15 protein-coding genes and 2 pseudogenes are annotated in these 15,823 nt (G+C 31.3%); 13 read left to right on the top strand and 4 right to left on the bottom strand.

The features are described 5' to 3' along the window. Positions 1-95 precede the first annotated feature (95 nt). Entirely contained in the window at positions 96-506 is a 411-nt protein-coding gene (locus tag JCM14822_RS25200) for a DUF6431 domain-containing protein (RefSeq protein WP_408606215.1), read from the bottom strand. Between the two features lie 502 nt (positions 507-1,008). On the opposite strand from JCM14822_RS25200, the gene JCM14822_RS15725 reads away from it, so the two are divergent. The 12 genes and pseudogenes from JCM14822_RS15725 (at position 1,009) to JCM14822_RS21025 (ending at position 14,120) form a co-directional block, all read left to right on the top strand. Continuing rightward, positions 1,009-2,013, top strand: a complete 1,005-nt coding sequence (locus JCM14822_RS15725; protein WP_054743282.1) for a Wadjet anti-phage system protein JetD domain-containing protein — start codon at positions 1,009-1,011, stop codon at positions 2,011-2,013. 9 nt (positions 2,014-2,022) lie between these two features. Then, positions 2,023-3,633, top strand: coding sequence for a hypothetical protein (locus JCM14822_RS15720; RefSeq protein WP_054743281.1), 1,611 nt, complete (start codon positions 2,023-2,025; stop codon positions 3,631-3,633). Between the two features lie 14 nt (positions 3,634-3,647). Beyond that, positions 3,648-4,373, top strand: a complete 726-nt coding sequence (locus JCM14822_RS15715) for a DUF6063 family protein (protein WP_054743280.1) — start codon at positions 3,648-3,650, stop codon at positions 4,371-4,373. Then, positions 4,366-5,931 (top strand): coiled-coil domain-containing protein, encoded by a 1,566-nt coding sequence (locus JCM14822_RS15710; protein WP_054743279.1) that lies wholly within the window; start codon positions 4,366-4,368, stop codon positions 5,929-5,931. Before JCM14822_RS15715 ends, JCM14822_RS15710 begins: the two co-directional genes overlap by 8 nt. A 407-nt stretch (positions 5,932-6,338) precedes the next feature. After that, positions 6,339-7,862 (top strand): hypothetical protein, encoded by a 1,524-nt coding sequence (locus JCM14822_RS15705; protein ID WP_054743278.1) that lies wholly within the window; start codon positions 6,339-6,341, stop codon positions 7,860-7,862. Next, entirely contained in the window at positions 7,859-8,746 is an 888-nt protein-coding gene (locus JCM14822_RS15700) for a hypothetical protein (protein ID WP_054743277.1), read from the top strand. Before JCM14822_RS15705 ends, JCM14822_RS15700 begins: the two co-directional genes overlap by 4 nt. A 261-nt stretch (positions 8,747-9,007) precedes the next feature. Continuing rightward, positions 9,008-9,415: pseudogene (locus tag JCM14822_RS15695) on the top strand (IS66 family transposase); the annotation flags it as partial. Between the two features lie 131 nt (positions 9,416-9,546). Then, the gene (locus JCM14822_RS15690; protein ID WP_054743275.1) at positions 9,547-9,936 is read left to right on the top strand and encodes a hypothetical protein; all 390 of its coding nucleotides are present in this window, start codon (positions 9,547-9,549) and stop codon (positions 9,934-9,936) included. 659 nt (positions 9,937-10,595) lie between these two features. Beyond that, entirely contained in the window at positions 10,596-12,062 is a 1,467-nt protein-coding gene (locus JCM14822_RS15685) for a methyl-accepting chemotaxis protein (protein WP_054743274.1), read from the top strand. Positions 12,063-12,419: 357 nt separating this feature from the next. Further along, positions 12,420-13,283, top strand: coding sequence for a PP2C family protein-serine/threonine phosphatase (locus tag JCM14822_RS15680; protein WP_054743273.1), 864 nt, complete (start codon positions 12,420-12,422; stop codon positions 13,281-13,283). Continuing rightward, complete coding sequence (locus tag JCM14822_RS15675; RefSeq protein WP_054743272.1) at positions 13,273-13,926, top strand: PP2C family protein-serine/threonine phosphatase; 654 nt, start codon at positions 13,273-13,275, stop codon at positions 13,924-13,926. Before JCM14822_RS15680 ends, JCM14822_RS15675 begins: the two co-directional genes overlap by 11 nt. A 38-nt stretch (positions 13,927-13,964) precedes the next feature. Then, the gene (locus JCM14822_RS21025; protein WP_172674840.1) at positions 13,965-14,120 is read left to right on the top strand and encodes a hypothetical protein; all 156 of its coding nucleotides are present in this window, start codon (positions 13,965-13,967) and stop codon (positions 14,118-14,120) included. A gap of 72 nt (positions 14,121-14,192) precedes the next feature. Here the strand turns inward: JCM14822_RS21025 and JCM14822_RS25195 are convergent. Both JCM14822_RS25195 and JCM14822_RS22065 read right to left on the bottom strand, forming a co-directional pair. Beyond that, positions 14,193-14,307, bottom strand: a pseudogene (locus JCM14822_RS25195) (transposase); the annotation flags it as partial. A 10-nt stretch (positions 14,308-14,317) separates the two neighbouring features. Beyond that, entirely contained in the window at positions 14,318-14,767 is a 450-nt protein-coding gene (locus JCM14822_RS22065) for a hypothetical protein (protein ID WP_054743271.1), read from the bottom strand. Between the two features lie 384 nt (positions 14,768-15,151). On the opposite strand from JCM14822_RS22065, the gene JCM14822_RS15665 reads away from it, so the two are divergent. After that, positions 15,152-15,343: a prephenate dehydratase domain-containing protein gene (locus JCM14822_RS15665; protein ID WP_054743270.1), complete on the top strand. Its 192-nt coding sequence runs from the start codon at positions 15,152-15,154 to the stop codon at positions 15,341-15,343. 69 nt (positions 15,344-15,412) lie between these two features. On the opposite strand, the gene JCM14822_RS15660 is transcribed toward JCM14822_RS15665, so the two are convergent. Then, positions 15,413-15,679 (bottom strand): acetolactate decarboxylase, encoded by a 267-nt coding sequence (locus JCM14822_RS15660; protein ID WP_054743269.1) that lies wholly within the window; start codon positions 15,677-15,679, stop codon positions 15,413-15,415. Positions 15,680-15,823 lie beyond the last annotated feature (144 nt).

Raw genomic sequence — 15,823 nt, 5'->3', positions numbered from 1 at the left:
CTAAGGTAACAATGCAATCTCGGATTTAATTAAAAAAGTCAATCTTTTTGCAAGCAGGTTCAAGTCCTAAACCGTAGGCTAGTGTTCTATAAAACTCAGGAACTGTAACTGTTGAAAGAGGGATATAAACAGGGGATGTGTTTAATGTGTTCATAATCTAAGTACAAGTTTACATTCATTTTCAAAACTGAGAAGTCGTTTAATAAAAAAAGAAATGAGCTCATAAGAAATGTTGTATTTATGAGCTGTTTGAGAGAGTGTTTGTTGAGAAAAACCTTAGAAGTGATTTGAAGGAAAGTTATGAGACTATAAATGCTATATGGAATAATATCGTTAGGTAGTATAGCATGAGTAGCATTACAAGAAATACATTGTAGTCGTAATACTTTTAGGAAATGCGCTTGTAACGTATCATTTTCAAGATATAAAACATGTCTTTCATAAAAACCATGCCTATGCCAAGTATGCTGAGCACCACATTTAGGATAAATATAATAAAAATCCATATAATTATTAGAAATATTTTTCATATACCCCTTTAAATCTATTTGAAAGAGTAGTATCATAATCCCGTAGTGTCCTAGTCCTTTCTAGGATGTTTAGATTTGGAGGAGATACCTTGGTGAGGGAATGGCTCCTCCATTTCTTTATTTTATGGTAATATTTAGAATAATTATAGGGGTAAGCCAATGTGAAATATAATTTACACAATGGCTTACCCCTTTTATATTTAATAGGTGATTGGCTTTTGCAAAAAAATGTGTTTTTTGAGGGCATATAATCCGCAAATCTACAGATATATCACTTGAAAGAGTGAGAGAATTAAGAAATGAAATACTTAAAGAATTATAATTAAATTTAAAAGCGTGTGATAATACTGAATAAGTAAAAAAGGATGTAAGAAATGCATGAATAAACATTTCTTACATCTTTTTTGCTTAATTAATTTTAAAAAATTATCTATATGTTATACTTAAAATGACAATTTATTTATAAAAAGGAGCTAAAATGAAAAAATTAGAGGCACTTAAACAAAAGAAAATTGATTTAGAAGCTTTAAGTAAGCTCTATAAACTAGAGGCTTATTCACTTTTATATGAAAAGGTTATGCAATTAGTAGAAAGTGGCATATTAGCACCGATTAAAAGTAGTGGGTTAAATGGAAAGCATCCTGCTCTTTATAAACGTTATAAGATTGTGATAGTCGAGAAAGATACAACAGGATATAAAGAAGAATTAACTTACCAAATGAGTACTTTGTTAGATGTGACTTATTATTTAAATCATTTAGATCAGTATGAAGCAGATCGTCAGCAGGTTTTATTATTAAATCAGTATTTAAAGCAAAGAGAGATCAATGAACCATTTGTTTCTTTAAATGAAAGAAGTTTTGAGATTTGGGGGCGTGAGAAATTTTTAAAACAAGAAGGTGGCATGACTTTATTAAAAAGGCTAGGTGTATCCCTAGATTTATTACGGGTTTATGAAACGGTGACACCTGTAGCTTATTATGTTCAACATAAAAATGTGCCACAAACTGTTTTAATCGTAGAAAATATGGATACTTTCTATAGTATCAGACAGCATCTAATGCAGGGGAATTTAAGGATAGCAGATAAGGAGATAGGGACTTTAGTTTATGGTGCAGGCAAACAAATTGTAAAAGGATTTGAAAGCTTTATAGACTTAGGTGAAGTTTATTTAAAGCATCAGGACAACGAAATTTTATATTTTGGAGATTTGGATTATGAAGGGATTCAAATATATGAAAGTTTAAAAGATCGAGTAAATGAAAGTATACCGATTGCATTATTTACAGCATTATATGAGAAGATGTTAGCTAAAAGTGAGTGTATGCGTATGCCTTTACCTTTGATGAAAGAAAAGCAAAGTAAGGGAGAGCTTGAAGATTTCTTAAGCAACTTTCAAAGTGTAGAAAAGGAGAAAATCAAGAGGCTGCTTGAAGCAGGAGAATATATTCCACAAGAGATATTAAGTGGGAGAGATTTCTAGGAGGATACAATGTTTGATTTTTTAGAACAGTATACAAGGCGAATGAAAAATGTAGGCGCTCATGCGTTTATTCATAAAAATAGTTTACAAAAGACGACTTGGAAAAATTATGGTTTTGAACAGTGGTATGAGCAAATTAATATGATTTTTCTAGTGTTACTTTATATTATGGAGCAGTCATTAAAAGAAGAGCCTTGTACCATAGATGATCTAGGTGGTTTTATAGATGATTTAAATAGGCGTTATTTTAAAAAGGAAATATCGTATGAAGGAAGTAAAGCATTAGCAGACTTTATTGTCAATACGATTTTATGTGATGAAGGACGTGCTATGTATTTTAATGGCTATGATTTTGAGAAAGAAGCTTATGTACCTATTCATATTAGTTATGTTGGTAATAAAGTCATTTTCTTAGAAGGGGAAGTGCGTCGTACTTCATATTTTTTAACAACAGAAGGCTATAATTTTGTACTGTCTACTCTAGAAATTGAAAATAATTTAAAACTTACAGTGCAAGAAATGATTTTTAAGTTGCATTTAGAAAAAGCAAATTATTCTCAGGCAGTAGATGATGTGAAAGGGATTTTTAATCATTTGCGCATTAAGCTTCAAGAAATTCAAGAGGCTATGAGTTGTATTAGGCAAAATGCACTGAGTTATTCTGTAGAAGATTATAAATGTTTACAGGAAGAAACATTAGGTGCTTTAGCAGATACAAAGAAAAAATATGAAGGTTATAAGCAAGTGGTTAAGGAGAATATTCAGCAATTAGAAGCTGAACATATTAATGTGAAAAAGTTAGATGAAAAGCAGCAACAAAATTTAACGCACCTGCAAATTATAGAAGGTTATTTAAGTCGTGCTATTGAAGAGCAGCAACGTATTTTAGGCATGCATTTTGATTTAAAAAGTCTTTATGAAAAAGAGCTAGAAGGCATTTCTGCTATGACACTTATTAAACGTTTTAGTTTAGCAAGTGATTTATATGAACCTTTGTTAAAAGATGCCAGTATGCTTTTGCGCATAGAAAATTTTTTAAGACCTCTTTTTAATCAAGAGGTAGAGAAGACTTATAATTTAAATTTAGCCTTTTTAGAACAAAAGCCTATACGTAAGAAAAAGGTAGAAGAGGAAGAAACATTGATTTCCTTTGAAGCAGACTTATATGAAGCTGAAAAGATACGTCAAAAAAGGGAACGACTTAAAAAGTATAAAAGCTGTTTAGGTACTTTATTAAGACTTGTAAGCGAGCAGGGTAAGATAACACTGGGAGAATTAGAAATTGCATTAAGAGAAAGAGAAGATGATTTAAAGCTGCTAATTCCAACAGTAGAGATTTTTCGTGAGGTCATGATTGAACTTATTAAAAATAGAAAGTTAGTTATTGCAGATTTAGTAGCAGAAAAAGAGATGACCATAGAAGATGAAAGCTTAGAGTTTCATTTGACAACAATGTTATTACAGATTATAGAAGAAGAGAGTTTCTTACGTGATATTAAAACAATCAAGGTATATAAAGTAACAGATGGTAAAATGATTAGTTTTAAAGGTTTACCTAGTGAAAAGGGTACGGTGAATATTGTGAAATGTACTGACGTAATGATGGAGATTGAAAGATAAAGAGGTGAGAAAGTATGGCTTATGAGATAGAAACAATTAGAAACAGTCAGAGGATCTTTTATTATTTATTAAAACATCATGCCTTACAAGAGGAAAAAGAAGAAGTCTTGTATCGTTTATATTGTGAAGAAGAAGAGGTTATGAATCTTGTTAAAAGTCAAGCAGAAATGGCAGAATGTGATGTTGAAAAATATGGGGGAACAATTTATTTAATTCCACGTATTGAAAATAACTTTTTAGGTTTCTCTAAAAATGCATTGAAGCAAAAACTTTGTAAATCAGGTGCTACAGATCAAGATTATTATTTATCTCAATTTGTGATTATCACTTTACTTATGGCATTTTATAATTCTCAAGGGCAATCTAGTAAGTCAAGAGACTATATGCGTGGTGGGGAATTACTTAATATGGTGGCCCAGAGGTTAGATCAAGGCGTAAGATATATGCGTGAAAATGAAGAAAAAGAGGATAAGGGTGGCATTGCTTATACCAATATGATTGAACGATTTAATGCACTTAAATCAACAGATGGGGCAAGTCGTACAAAAACGACTAAGGAGGGATTTATGTATCAAATCCTAAGTTTTTTAGAGTCTCAAGAATTGATTATTTATATAGAAGCAGATGATATGATTAAAACAACTAAGAAGTTAGACCATTTTATGGATTGGAATCTACTGAATAAGAATAACTTTGACCGTGTAAAGCATGTTTTAGAAGAGGTGAGTCAAGATGAGTAAAATGAATGCGGTGCGTATTATTAATTTAAATTACAATAATAATAATATGAAAATAGATGACGAGACCTTTTATTTAAATGGAGAAAGTACCTTACTTTCACTTCGCAATGGGGGCGGGAAATCTGTTTTAGTACAAATGTTAATGGCACCTTTTATGAGTAAAGGCAAGAGACATTTAAAAGACCGCCAGTTTGAAAGCTATTTTACCACTAATAGACCGACCTTTATTCTAATTGAATGGGTAAAAGATCATGATGCTGGTTATGTTTTAACAGGCATGATGGTCAGAAAGCGTCAGGAAAATCTAGAAGAGATGGAGCGTGAGCCATTAGAAGTCTTACAATTTATTCATGAGTACAATAGCCCTAATGCATATGACATTCATTATTTTCCAGCTGTAGAGCTTACAGAAAAGGGGAAAAAGCTTAAGAGCTTTGTAAGTATGCGTCAGCTCTTTGAAGAACTTAAAAAACAAAATCGTTATCAATTTAATTATTATGATATGAGTCAATCCCATCAAGCAAGACGTTATTTTAGCCATTTAAAAGAAAATCAAATTCATCAAAAGGAATGGGAAAGCATTATTAAACCCATTAACTTAAAGGAATCAGGTCTTTCAGAATTATTTAATGATGCTAAAAATGCTCAAGGCTTAGTTGAAAAGTGGTTTTTAGATGCTATACACAATAAAATTAATAAAGAGGATGATAAGATTAAACGCTTTAGAGAAAACATTATGAAATATATTCACCAGTACAAAAGTAATCGTTCAAAGATTACGCGTAAGGCACTGATTGAAATGTTTAATGAAGAAGCTAAGGCATTATTTACAGCAGCTTATGCATACCAAGAGGTAATGGAAGAAAAGGAAAATTTAGAAATACGTATTGCCAGTTTAAAGAGTTTATTAGCAGGGCGCATTGATGGATTAGCAGAACAGATTCTCAAAGCAGATCATAAAGTGGAAAGTTTAAAGTTGGCAATCTGTACATTACAATATGAAGCATTATGTATTAAGATTTACAAAGTATTAGATAGTCAAAATGAGTTAAACAAGCAACTTGAAGAGAATCAAAAAACAGTTAAAGAAACCGAAAATAAAAAGCAAGAAGTACTAAGACGCATTCACTGCGGAGAATGTGCGAAGCTTTATGAAAAATACCAAAAAGATTCTAGGGACGTCCAAAAATATGAAAATGATTTGGAACTATTAAATAAAAAATCTGAAGATCTTGCACCACGGCGTCAAGACTTAGGTTATACCTTAAGAAAGTACTATGAAGCACAAAAGAAGATTTATGAGGAAAAGAAGGAAGCCCTAGAAAATCAAATTACTATAAATAGTGAAGCAAAAGTTCAATTAGAGGAAACGGCAAATTTAAATCGTCAACAAAGTAAAAAATTACAGCAAAAACAAGGTGCCTATGAAGAAAAGATTAAAGCGTATGATGCTAAAGAAAAACAATATAATCAAAAGTATAACATGAATTTAGGCCGTAATATACTAGCTATTATGAAGAAAATTTACTTTATACACAAAAAGAAGAAGCACTACTAAGTCAAGAAAAATTACAAATAGAAGGCCTTCATCTTAAAAATAAGATTCAAGAAGAAACAGAAAGCTTACAAGCACAAAATGCAAGAGAAAGAGAAATTAGTAAGTCACTGATTGAAATAAATGGGGCACTTAAGCAGCAAGAAGTACTCTTAGAAAAACTAGAAAAAGAAATTGTTACACGTAAGGAAATTATTAAATATGTAGGTTTAGAAGAAGTAGATTTATTTAAGGAAGATAAAATATTAGAGACGTTTAAAAAGTATATAGAGGACCTCAATCAAAAGAAATTAGAACAGCAACTTTTATATGAAAAGGAGAAAGAAGTTTATGAAACATTAAAGGCTGGTAAAGTTTTAAAATTACCAGTAGCCTTAGAAGAAGCTATTGAAGCCTTAGGGATTCATTTAATGTATGGGATGGAATGGCTTAAGAAAAATGGCTATACAGAAACAGTGAATAAAGAGCTCGTTAAGGCAAATCCATTTATTCCTTATGCCCTTATAATGACACAAAAGGATATTATGCGTCTTAAGCAAAGTGAGTTAAGACTTTATACACAAGCCCCTATTCCTATTGTTAAGAGAGAAGCGTTAGAAGCTATAAATAAGTCACCTGAAGTTGTAAGTTTACAAGAATTTGATAAAGTCAGCTTTTGGGTTTCATTTAATGAAGGCTTATTAAATGAAGAAACACTAAATCAAATGATGAAACGTCAAGAGGAAAAGATTCAAGCCATGCAGCAAAGTCTTGAGAAAAAACAAGAAGAAATTATATTTTATGAAGAGAAGAGAAATCAAGTTGCTTATAGCCCACTTAATAAAAAGGAGCATGATGGCGTACAATCTAAAGTTCAAGAACTCCATTTAACACAAGAAAAAGGACAAGCAGATTACGATCAGTGTAAGATGATGCTTAAACAACTAAAAACCTCTCTTAGTAACTTACAAAAAAGTTTACAAGATGTAGAAAAACAATTTTTACAAAATAAAATACAATTAGAAGATTTAAAAGCATTAGCAAATGCGTATGCTTTATATATAGAAAGCAAGGAAGAACTTTTTCAAGTTGAAAAGGCATTACAAGTATTAGAAAAAGCCATTGATCAGGAAAAGAGTCAGCGTGATGCACTTTATAGAGAAGAACAAGAGCTTAGAAAAGAAAGTCTCAATATCAATAATACACTAGACAAAATAAAAGAGCAGCTTACTCAGTATAGTATGTATGTAATAGGTGAACAAGTAGAAAAAGATATAGAAGATATTGAAGCAGAGTATAAGAGTATTACAGAAAGCATTTCCTTAGATCAAAGAAATTTAGAAACGCTACTTAAAGAGGCTAAAGAAAGGTTTAAGCAGCAGGAAGAAGAGCTTATAGAAAAAGCTAAAGAATATGCCTTAGAAGAAGAAAATTATAGAAATATAGTGTATGACCGTTTTGAAGAAAGACAACAAAAAGAACAAGTAAAAAAACTCGAAGTAGATGCTAAAGCACTTATGAAAAGGTTTGCAGAACTTAAAGAAAAAAATGGTGAAATCAAAAATACTTTACAATCTTTAGAGTCAAAGCTTACAAAAACATATCATAAAGAACTTAGGCCAAGGGAAGAATTGGTGGAGGTAGACTTTGAGGAGCAAATTGCAACACAAGAAATAGAGTTAAAAGTATTATTTCAAAATAAGCAACAACTTGAAAAAGAAAAGAACGTCTTTGAAGTACAGTATTCTGGCTTAGATGGTTTTGTAGAAAGAGATGAAAGAGTAGCAATTTCTTTTGATAAAGAAAACATTGAAGTCATTAAAAAAGAAATGTTAAGAGATTATCAGCAAAGTATAAAAGCATGTAATGATAAACATAAGGAACTTAACCAAGTAATTAGTGAGTTGCAGCGTAAAGAGGCGTTTGAGGATGAGTCTTTAAGGAACCACTTATGACATTAGAAAAAATTGCAGATCATCCGGATTTTGTGATTGAAAACTTAAATAATACGCTAGCCGCTTATGCGACTTTGATGATTAAATTAGAAGCAGACATTGCACTGATTGTAAAAGAAAAGCAGAGCCTATTAGATAGTATCATGCAGTATATTTATGAAATACATGAACATATAGGTAAGATTGACCGTAACTCTACAGTAACAATTCATGAAAAGCCTATTAAAATGTTAAAGATTGATTTACCTAACTGGGAAGAACAAGAAGATCTTTATGATATTAGATTAAAAGATTTATTAGAAAGTATTACAAATGAAGCATTAAGTAAACTTGAACAAAATGAGACAATCGAGGAACTTATAGGTAAACGTGTAACAACTAAAAACCTTTATAATGAGGTAGTTGGCATAAGTCAAATAGGTGTAAAACTTTATAAAGTTGAAGAAGAAAAAGTATACCAAATTACATGGGATGAAGTTGCTAAAAACTCTGGTGGAGAAGGTTTCTTATCAGCCTTTGTAGTACTTTCTAGTTTACTTTCTTATATGCGAAGAGATGAAAATGATTTATGGGGAGAATATGAAAGTGGCAAAGTGCTTGTGATGGACAACCCATTTGCACAAACTAATGCTGCGCATCTTTTAAAACCACTTATGGATATGGCAAATAAACGTAACACCCAACTTATTTGCTTATCTGGTTTGAATGGTGAGTCAATTTACAATCGCTTTAATAATATTTATGTACTTAATCTTATTACATCTAGGTTAAATGAAGGAACTAAATATCTAAAAAGTGACCATATACGTGGGGAAGAAGCACCGCGGGAATTAGTAGGTGTACAAATTCTAACAGAAGAGATTGATCAGATGACACTCTTCTAATGATATAGAAATTTATAGGTAAGACGTCTGAATAAAAAATTATTAAAGTAAGAGTATATTTTATTTATTAGAGCTTGATGGAGATATTAGGCTGTGAAAAGTAAATGGCAGATATTATAACGATAAGGAGCAGGCAAGGGCTTGGCATAATAAATTGATTAAGTTTGCCAAATGAACTAGTCCCTATTAATGATCAAGTGATTAAAAATCTAAAGGATAAGTTATCTATAATTAAGAGTAAAATCCAAAGAGCATTACGAGATTATGAATGCAAAGTATGTAAACGCCATTCCGCTTTATCGTTTAGAGCAAGAGTTTAAACGTGTAGAAGTCAATATCTCTAGGCAGGTAATGGCTAACTGGGTGATACGTTGTGCTGAAAGATACTTATCATTAGTATGGAATCGATTGCATCAAGAATTGTATAGGTCACCTGTTATTCAAGCAGATGAAACACCAGTACTTGTTAATAAAGATGGACGTTCTGCAGGAGCCAAAAGCTATATGTGGGTCTATCGTACAGGAAAAATGTATGATGCAGCACTTCAACAGATCAGTGCCATCTATAAGATTGAAGAAGAACTTAAAGACCTTTCTCCTGAGGAAAGAGTGAACAGGCGTCAGCTCAGTGTCAAGCCACTAGTAGATTTTTTCTTTGCATGGGTAAAAGCTAATTGTTGATTCATACATTATTTACACCTAATATGTGCAAATCATAAGCGTTAACTTATAAATAAAATTTTTCAGTAATAAAAATGGAAACCTCTATAGTCTAATAGCACTCAGATTAGGAGGTTCCCATGCATATCGTAAGATTAGTATCTAGACTTTTTAAACTTTTTATACCATTTTTTATAGAAAAAGTTGCAAAATCAACTGGTTTTATGAAACGTCATTCTAAACTTCTACCTGAGACATTTGCAAAAGCAGTGTCTTTAGGAATTTTAGATTCAAAGAATATCACCGAAGAAGTGAATGCTTTAGAAAATCATCAATCATTATTACTCAACTATTTTTCAGATGTGAAACTTTTAGATGCAACAACTATTTCATTACCAAATCAAGTTGCAGATGATTATACTGGTATGGGTGGTTACAATGCAAAATCAGCTTTAAAAATACAGACATACAAAATAATGATGCCGATATCGATACATAAAAATGTCAGTTTTTACACTGGAATCTTATGATTACTAACATCAATAGAGAAACGTTTAATGCTTTAATTATTACAGAACTTTATCGTATGAGATGGCAAATAGAGTGTACTTTTTAAGGTTTTAAAAGTACACTTTCTATAGATAAAATGCATGTTGGAAAAACTAAATATGTAAAAGCTATTCTGTAAGGGAAATTGCTAGGGGCACTACTTACAATACCACTTTATGATTGTATCAATTAAACAATGCTTTATAATCAGGGGAAAGGCGTTAGTATCCAAAGATTCTACACATTGATTATAGTTGACTTATATCAGTTTTACACACTCAAAAGGATAACGCTACATACTTACGAAAGGCTTTCTAATGATATCTATAGAATAGGAAAGCTGTCTTTACATGAAAAACGTTTACGACAAACAACTTACGCTAAAATCGAATATTATTTAGAACAACTCATTATTACTGGAAAAGATTAGGACTAAGTTTACGATTATGAATTAATCATTAAGAAAGATAGCTAATTTAATAACATTGCTGACTCAAGAAGTTAGTCCTTTTTGTGTTTTACAAGAAATGTCAAAAATAATCATTTTATAATAAAAAAGTTTATAATTATATTAATAAATATATTTTTGGTGAAAATTATGATATTATGGAGGTGAATAATTAGAATTGGAGGGTTTTGAATGGAAGGACAGCTTAAGACGTTAAGGCAAAAAAATATGATTGTACTTGTTGTATTTTTATTTTCTATTGTAGGTAGGGCGATTAGCAATACTATAAGTGGCGTAGCATTATCTACTACAATACCAACGATAATCCCTGGTTTAATGATATTGGGCATAGCTTATGTGGTATCACGTAAGTGTCCAAAAGCCGCTATGTATATGTATACTTTCTTAATATGTATGGCTGCTTTAATCAATGAGGAAATGGCACATTCATGGGGAAATATATTTTTACCAATGTATATGGTGTTAGTCAGTGCAATTTATATGGAAGGCATAATTATAATATTAGCAAGTTTATCGAATATAGGTACTTTAATTTGGATGATTACTGCTAAAGGTGCGTTGTTTGGAATGGCACCTTTAGCAGAAAATATCATTACGACAATGGTGGTTAATGTTGTTGCATGTATTTTAGTGATTGTGATTTATCAATATAATAAATTAAATCTATTAAAGCTTAAATATGCTGCTGAGCAAGATAGACAGAGAGAACAAGCTTCCACGAACCTTATCGAGAAAATTAAAGGTGTTGTTCAAAATACAACAAAGTCAAGCACAGCAGTGAATAAGTCTTTACATGTTTCACAAGACGCCATTACAGATATTATTAACAATGCCAAAGTAGTTGCTAATCTTTCTAAGGATGAAACAGAGATTGTGAACTCTTATAAAGAGCTAACAGAAAGTAACTTAGATAAATTGAAAGCACTATCTTTAGGCATTGAGGAAAGTTCTAGAAAAATGGAAGATACAAGCAAGGACGTTGAGGAGATTCATAAAGATATTGAAAGCTTACATATGACTATTAATGAAGCAGTAGCATGTATGGTAGATACGAATAAAAACATTAGTGTGTTATTAAGTGAACTTCCTAAAATTGCTTCTATTGTAGATGGCATTCAAAACACATCTGCACAAACGAACTTATTAGCATTAAATGCATCTATTGAAGCAGCAAGAGCGGGAGAAATGGGAAAAGGTTTTGCGGTCGTTGCAGATGAAGTAAGAAAGTTAGCAGATAGTTCTAAGGCATTAACAGATAATGCAGGAAGCATCTTAATAGGCATATCCAACAATATAGAAGCAATCTCTCAATCTGTTCAAAAGACAGAAGTTGTATTAAGTACATCTAGTGCGAATACAGAGGCATTATTTGCCAAAATTGAAGATGTTTCTAAAATAGCAGCGACTTCTTCACAATATGCCAATATGCAAAGTCAAGAGGCTACAGAAATATGTGGTGATTTCTTAAAAATGCAAAGAGACTTAAGCAATATTAAAGATAATCTAGATACTACTTCACAAAGCGTTGAAGAGGTAACTAATAAAATAACTGTTTTTGAAGATAGTTATAAAAATATATCAACAAGTTATGAAGAGATTAATGACTCTATTCAGGTGTTAAATGAATTAAGTCAGTAGTGATTACTAAGCAAGATTAAATAAAATAATATAGCACACAATAAAAATGTTCCCCTATTGCATTTGATTTATTTTTGGACAGATACTTTAAAAGGGTTAAAAGAAATTCATCGTGTTTTAAATTTTTTGAGCCAAAAGATTATATAAGACTTGGTAAAGAAGCAGGATTTACAGGTGTAATTGTAGAAGAAGTTGAAGAAGAAAGAAGTTATTGTGTGCAGTTTATAAAGTAATCTAAAGGCCTATCAAACAATTAATTGAGTGTTTGATAGTTTTTTTATGAAAGACTATTGCATACTCTTCAAGTAAAAAGAATAGTATTTATAGTGGTTTTATATTGAAGTTGGAGAAAAAAATATGAACATTAATTTCAAGTTATGGTTTAGGAAGCTGGGAGCATGGTTTCAACAAAGGTTTAAAGGGACAGATAATAAACCTCAAGATATAAGGATTCGTTTGGAAAAGTACATGTACTTGGAAGTTGCTCATATCCAAGGGCAAGGTAGCAGAGACTATCAGCAGGATACCTTTGGTTTTTTGCCAGCTTCGCATAAAAAAAAGAAAGCATATAAAGGCTACAGAGTTATACTGGCAGATGGTATGGGGGGTATGGCACATGGCGATGAAATTAGTAAGTTGGTTGTACAAGAAATTTTGAAGGAGAAAATAGACGTTAAAACAGATATTGATGTGCAGTTAAGGAAATTAGTCAATAAGATTAATGACACAGTGTATAATACTTTTAAAGGAGAAGGTGGCAGCACATTGATTCTTACTTATATTTACAAGAATAAGTTACATTGGATTAGTGTAGGGGATAGTCATCTTTACATTAAACGTCAAAATGAATTATATTTGATAAATGAAGAACATAATTATTTAACGCATTTATATAAGCATGTATTAAAAGGCCATTTAACCAAACAAGAAGCAGATAGCAATAAATCTCGTCATGGGTTAACACAATTTATAGGAAATGAACAACTTACAGAAATGGATAGTAGTTTGAAAGGCTTTGAATTAGAAAATGGGGATATTATTTTAATTTGTTCAGATGGTGTATCCGATACACTTTCCCAGAGGCAAATTAATGAGCTATTAACCTTAGATGTGCATGCAAGTGCCGAGGCTATAAGTAGTCAAATTATAGCTGAGCAAAATAAATATCAAGATAATTTTACAGCATTAATTATGAAGTGGAGTTGGGAAGATGGAATTTGAAACAATGACTTATACCAATAAAGGTGGCAGACGTCATAATGAAGACTTTGTAGGATATCTTGATGAAGCGCAGAAAAAAGTTTGGGTTGTTGCAGATGGTTTAGGCGGATGGGATGGTAGTAAAATGTCAGCGCATATTGCAGGAGAGACTGTGTTAAGTGCCTATAAAACATGTGAAAACATGGACGAATGGACATTGAAAAATAGTATAGAAAAAGCACATGAATTCATTCTAGAAGCCCAAAAGCAAGCAGCTAAAGTGAACAAGATGCGCACAACTATTGTAGTAGCTGCAATTATAGGAGAACAGCTGCATATAGGTAATGTAGGTAATTCTAGGCTTTACTACTTTCGAAAGGGTAAAAGTATTGAAACCCATAAAACATGTGATAAACAAGTTAAATTATTAGGATCTAATAAAAGATACCAAATAGAAGAAAAGACAATAGATTTACAGTTAGGTGATGCCTTTTTATTATGCTCAGATGGTTTTTGGAAGCAGATTGCGGAAATGGAGATGCTAATTGATTTGAATAAATCACAAACCGTTAAGGAATGGATTAGGCATTTATTAATAAGATTAATTAGTAGATCTAGTGGAAAATATGATAATTATACGGTTTGTGGTGTACTTGTAAAATAAAAAGAACTATAAAAGAAAAATAGATGGGAGTGTACGATATGAAAATCAAAATAGGTTATCAAGGAATGATAGAGAGTAATGCTTTAGCAGCAGCACAGAAAATGTGTGAACAACTAACGCTTAAAGATGTAATCTACATACCTTTAGTGACTTCAGCAGGAATAACTGATTTTTTATTTTACGCTTTAAATTGATTAAGTTTATCTTTATTTCAACCTTTTCAAGGGTTAATCGAAGTAATAAATAAGTTATTATACCTGTTATCGTTTGAATCCTTACAGCATTTTCACTATGTCCTATAAGGGTTTTGATTTTACAATGTTGTTTAGTCCACTTGAAAAATAGTTCTATGTCCTAACGTTTTTTATAAAGCCATGCTATTTCTTCTGAACTATAACACATGAGATGAGTTACAAATGTAAACTGTTCCTTTATCTGTCATTAGTTCATCCATTTTTGGTCGATCATGACATGCTGCATTAGAAAAAATAATATGCTCAGGTACACCTATTGGACCATCAATACTTGTATGCATTTTTATACCAGCTTTTGTCTTTCGAAACTTTGCCCAGTCAAAAAAGCGTAAACACATACTTACAGTAGTGGAGTCAATCATCTTGACTGAACCAAATTTTTTAAGGCGTTCATCATTTTTAAGCGTTGAGACACAAGTATTAATCAATTCTTGCATAATAGGAAGAAATACTCTGTAATCTCTAGGGTTATTATGATTTGATAAAGTTACTAAGCTGATGTCTGGTAAGATTTCTGACATTTGCTCTGTCATACTTTGCTTTAAATGACGAAGTCCATCATGTTCACAAATATGAAAGTAAATCATACTTACAAGGTGTTCATGTGTAAAAAATTTATTCTTTTTAAAATAGGTATTTAGTTTAACAGTATATTTTTGAAGTAATTTCCAATCGATAAGGCCTATAAATTTTTCGAATAAAGTAATATAAATTGTCCATAGTCAGCTACTTTGTGTTTGGTATGGTCTAATATATTAAATCTCAGGATACTGGCTATTTTCATGTCTAAAATTATGGAAATTTAGCCTTTAATATAGTAACTGTTTTTATATCAATGGAAATAAAATTTAGTAACTAAGCAACAATCAAAAAATGATAAAATCTTAAAAGTAGAAATTAAAGAAGTAGCTTCGCATATTCAAGCCCTTAAACAATGTGACTTATATTTAAAAATGTAGTTTAAAGAAAGTATGACGACGATTATAGAGGATATAGCCATAGGAGCCAAATATCTTGCAGAAGGCATATTACAAGAAACAACTGCTGTGATATGCCGTAAAGAAGCAGTGCTAAAATATGGACTTTACTTATTGGTAGAAGGGATAGAAGATTACAAAGACAATTACACAGAGTTTAGGATGATTAAAAATGTAAAGTATTAGAAGAAGAGGGTGTCGTAAGGTAATAATTTTACGGCATCCTCTTTTTATGTATCATTTTAAAATTTATTTTTATTTATTAGATTTTTCTTCAGCTTGTTGTGTTTTTAATTTAAGTTTTGCAAAATCAGCAGTTTCTGGAAATGCCATAGAGAAATTGTTTATGTAGTCAATTTGTGCATGAGCTATTTTAATAGAAGCATCTAATAATTGGTCACCTTTTGTTTTAGCATCTGAGATGAAGTGAAGATGCCAACCTGGTAAGTTAATGCCTTGTACATAGTCAGGGCAACCAAGTGCTACGATTGTACCAGACACGTTTTCATATTTGATATTCATAAGCGTTAACTTATAAATAAAATTTTTCCAGTAATAAATTCAATAAAATGAGAAACCTCTATAGTCTAATAGTACTCAGATTAGGAGGTTTCCCATGCATATCGCAAGATTAGTATCTAGATTTTTTAAACTTTTTATACCATC

This window comes from Cellulosilyticum ruminicola JCM 14822 (genome assembly GCF_001311925.1).
Taxonomy (GTDB): Bacteria; Bacillota; Clostridia; order Lachnospirales; family Cellulosilyticaceae; genus Cellulosilyticum; species Cellulosilyticum ruminicola.
Note: the sequence above shows the minus strand (reverse complement) of the source record. Positions and strands in the feature narration are given on the sequence as shown.

Coding starts and splice junctions, on each gene's coding strand:
- JCM14822_RS25200 (WP_408606215.1), bottom strand. CDS start 506: ATGGATTTTTATTATATTTATCCTAAATGTGGTGCTCAGCATACTTGG.
- JCM14822_RS15725 (WP_054743282.1), top strand. CDS start 1,009: ATGAAAAAATTAGAGGCACTTAAACAAAAGAAAATTGATTTAGAAGCT.
- JCM14822_RS15720 (WP_054743281.1), top strand. CDS start 2,023: ATGTTTGATTTTTTAGAACAGTATACAAGGCGAATGAAAAATGTAGGC.
- JCM14822_RS15715 (WP_054743280.1), top strand. CDS start 3,648: ATGGCTTATGAGATAGAAACAATTAGAAACAGTCAGAGGATCTTTTAT.
- JCM14822_RS15710 (WP_054743279.1), top strand. CDS start 4,366: ATGAGTAAAATGAATGCGGTGCGTATTATTAATTTAAATTACAATAAT.
- JCM14822_RS15705 (WP_054743278.1), top strand. CDS start 6,339: ATGTATGGGATGGAATGGCTTAAGAAAAATGGCTATACAGAAACAGTG.
- JCM14822_RS15700 (WP_054743277.1), top strand. CDS start 7,859: ATGACATTAGAAAAAATTGCAGATCATCCGGATTTTGTGATTGAAAAC.
- JCM14822_RS15690 (WP_054743275.1), top strand. CDS start 9,547: ATGCATATCGTAAGATTAGTATCTAGACTTTTTAAACTTTTTATACCA.
- JCM14822_RS15685 (WP_054743274.1), top strand. CDS start 10,596: ATGGAAGGACAGCTTAAGACGTTAAGGCAAAAAAATATGATTGTACTT.
- JCM14822_RS15680 (WP_054743273.1), top strand. CDS start 12,420: ATGAACATTAATTTCAAGTTATGGTTTAGGAAGCTGGGAGCATGGTTT.
- JCM14822_RS15675 (WP_054743272.1), top strand. CDS start 13,273: ATGGAATTTGAAACAATGACTTATACCAATAAAGGTGGCAGACGTCAT.
- JCM14822_RS21025 (WP_172674840.1), top strand. CDS start 13,965: ATGAAAATCAAAATAGGTTATCAAGGAATGATAGAGAGTAATGCTTTA.
- JCM14822_RS22065 (WP_054743271.1), bottom strand. CDS start 14,767: ATGATTTACTTTCATATTTGTGAACATGATGGACTTCGTCATTTAAAG.
- JCM14822_RS15665 (WP_054743270.1), top strand. CDS start 15,152: ATGACGACGATTATAGAGGATATAGCCATAGGAGCCAAATATCTTGCA.
- JCM14822_RS15660 (WP_054743269.1), bottom strand. CDS start 15,679: ATGAATATCAAATATGAAAACGTGTCTGGTACAATCGTAGCACTTGGT.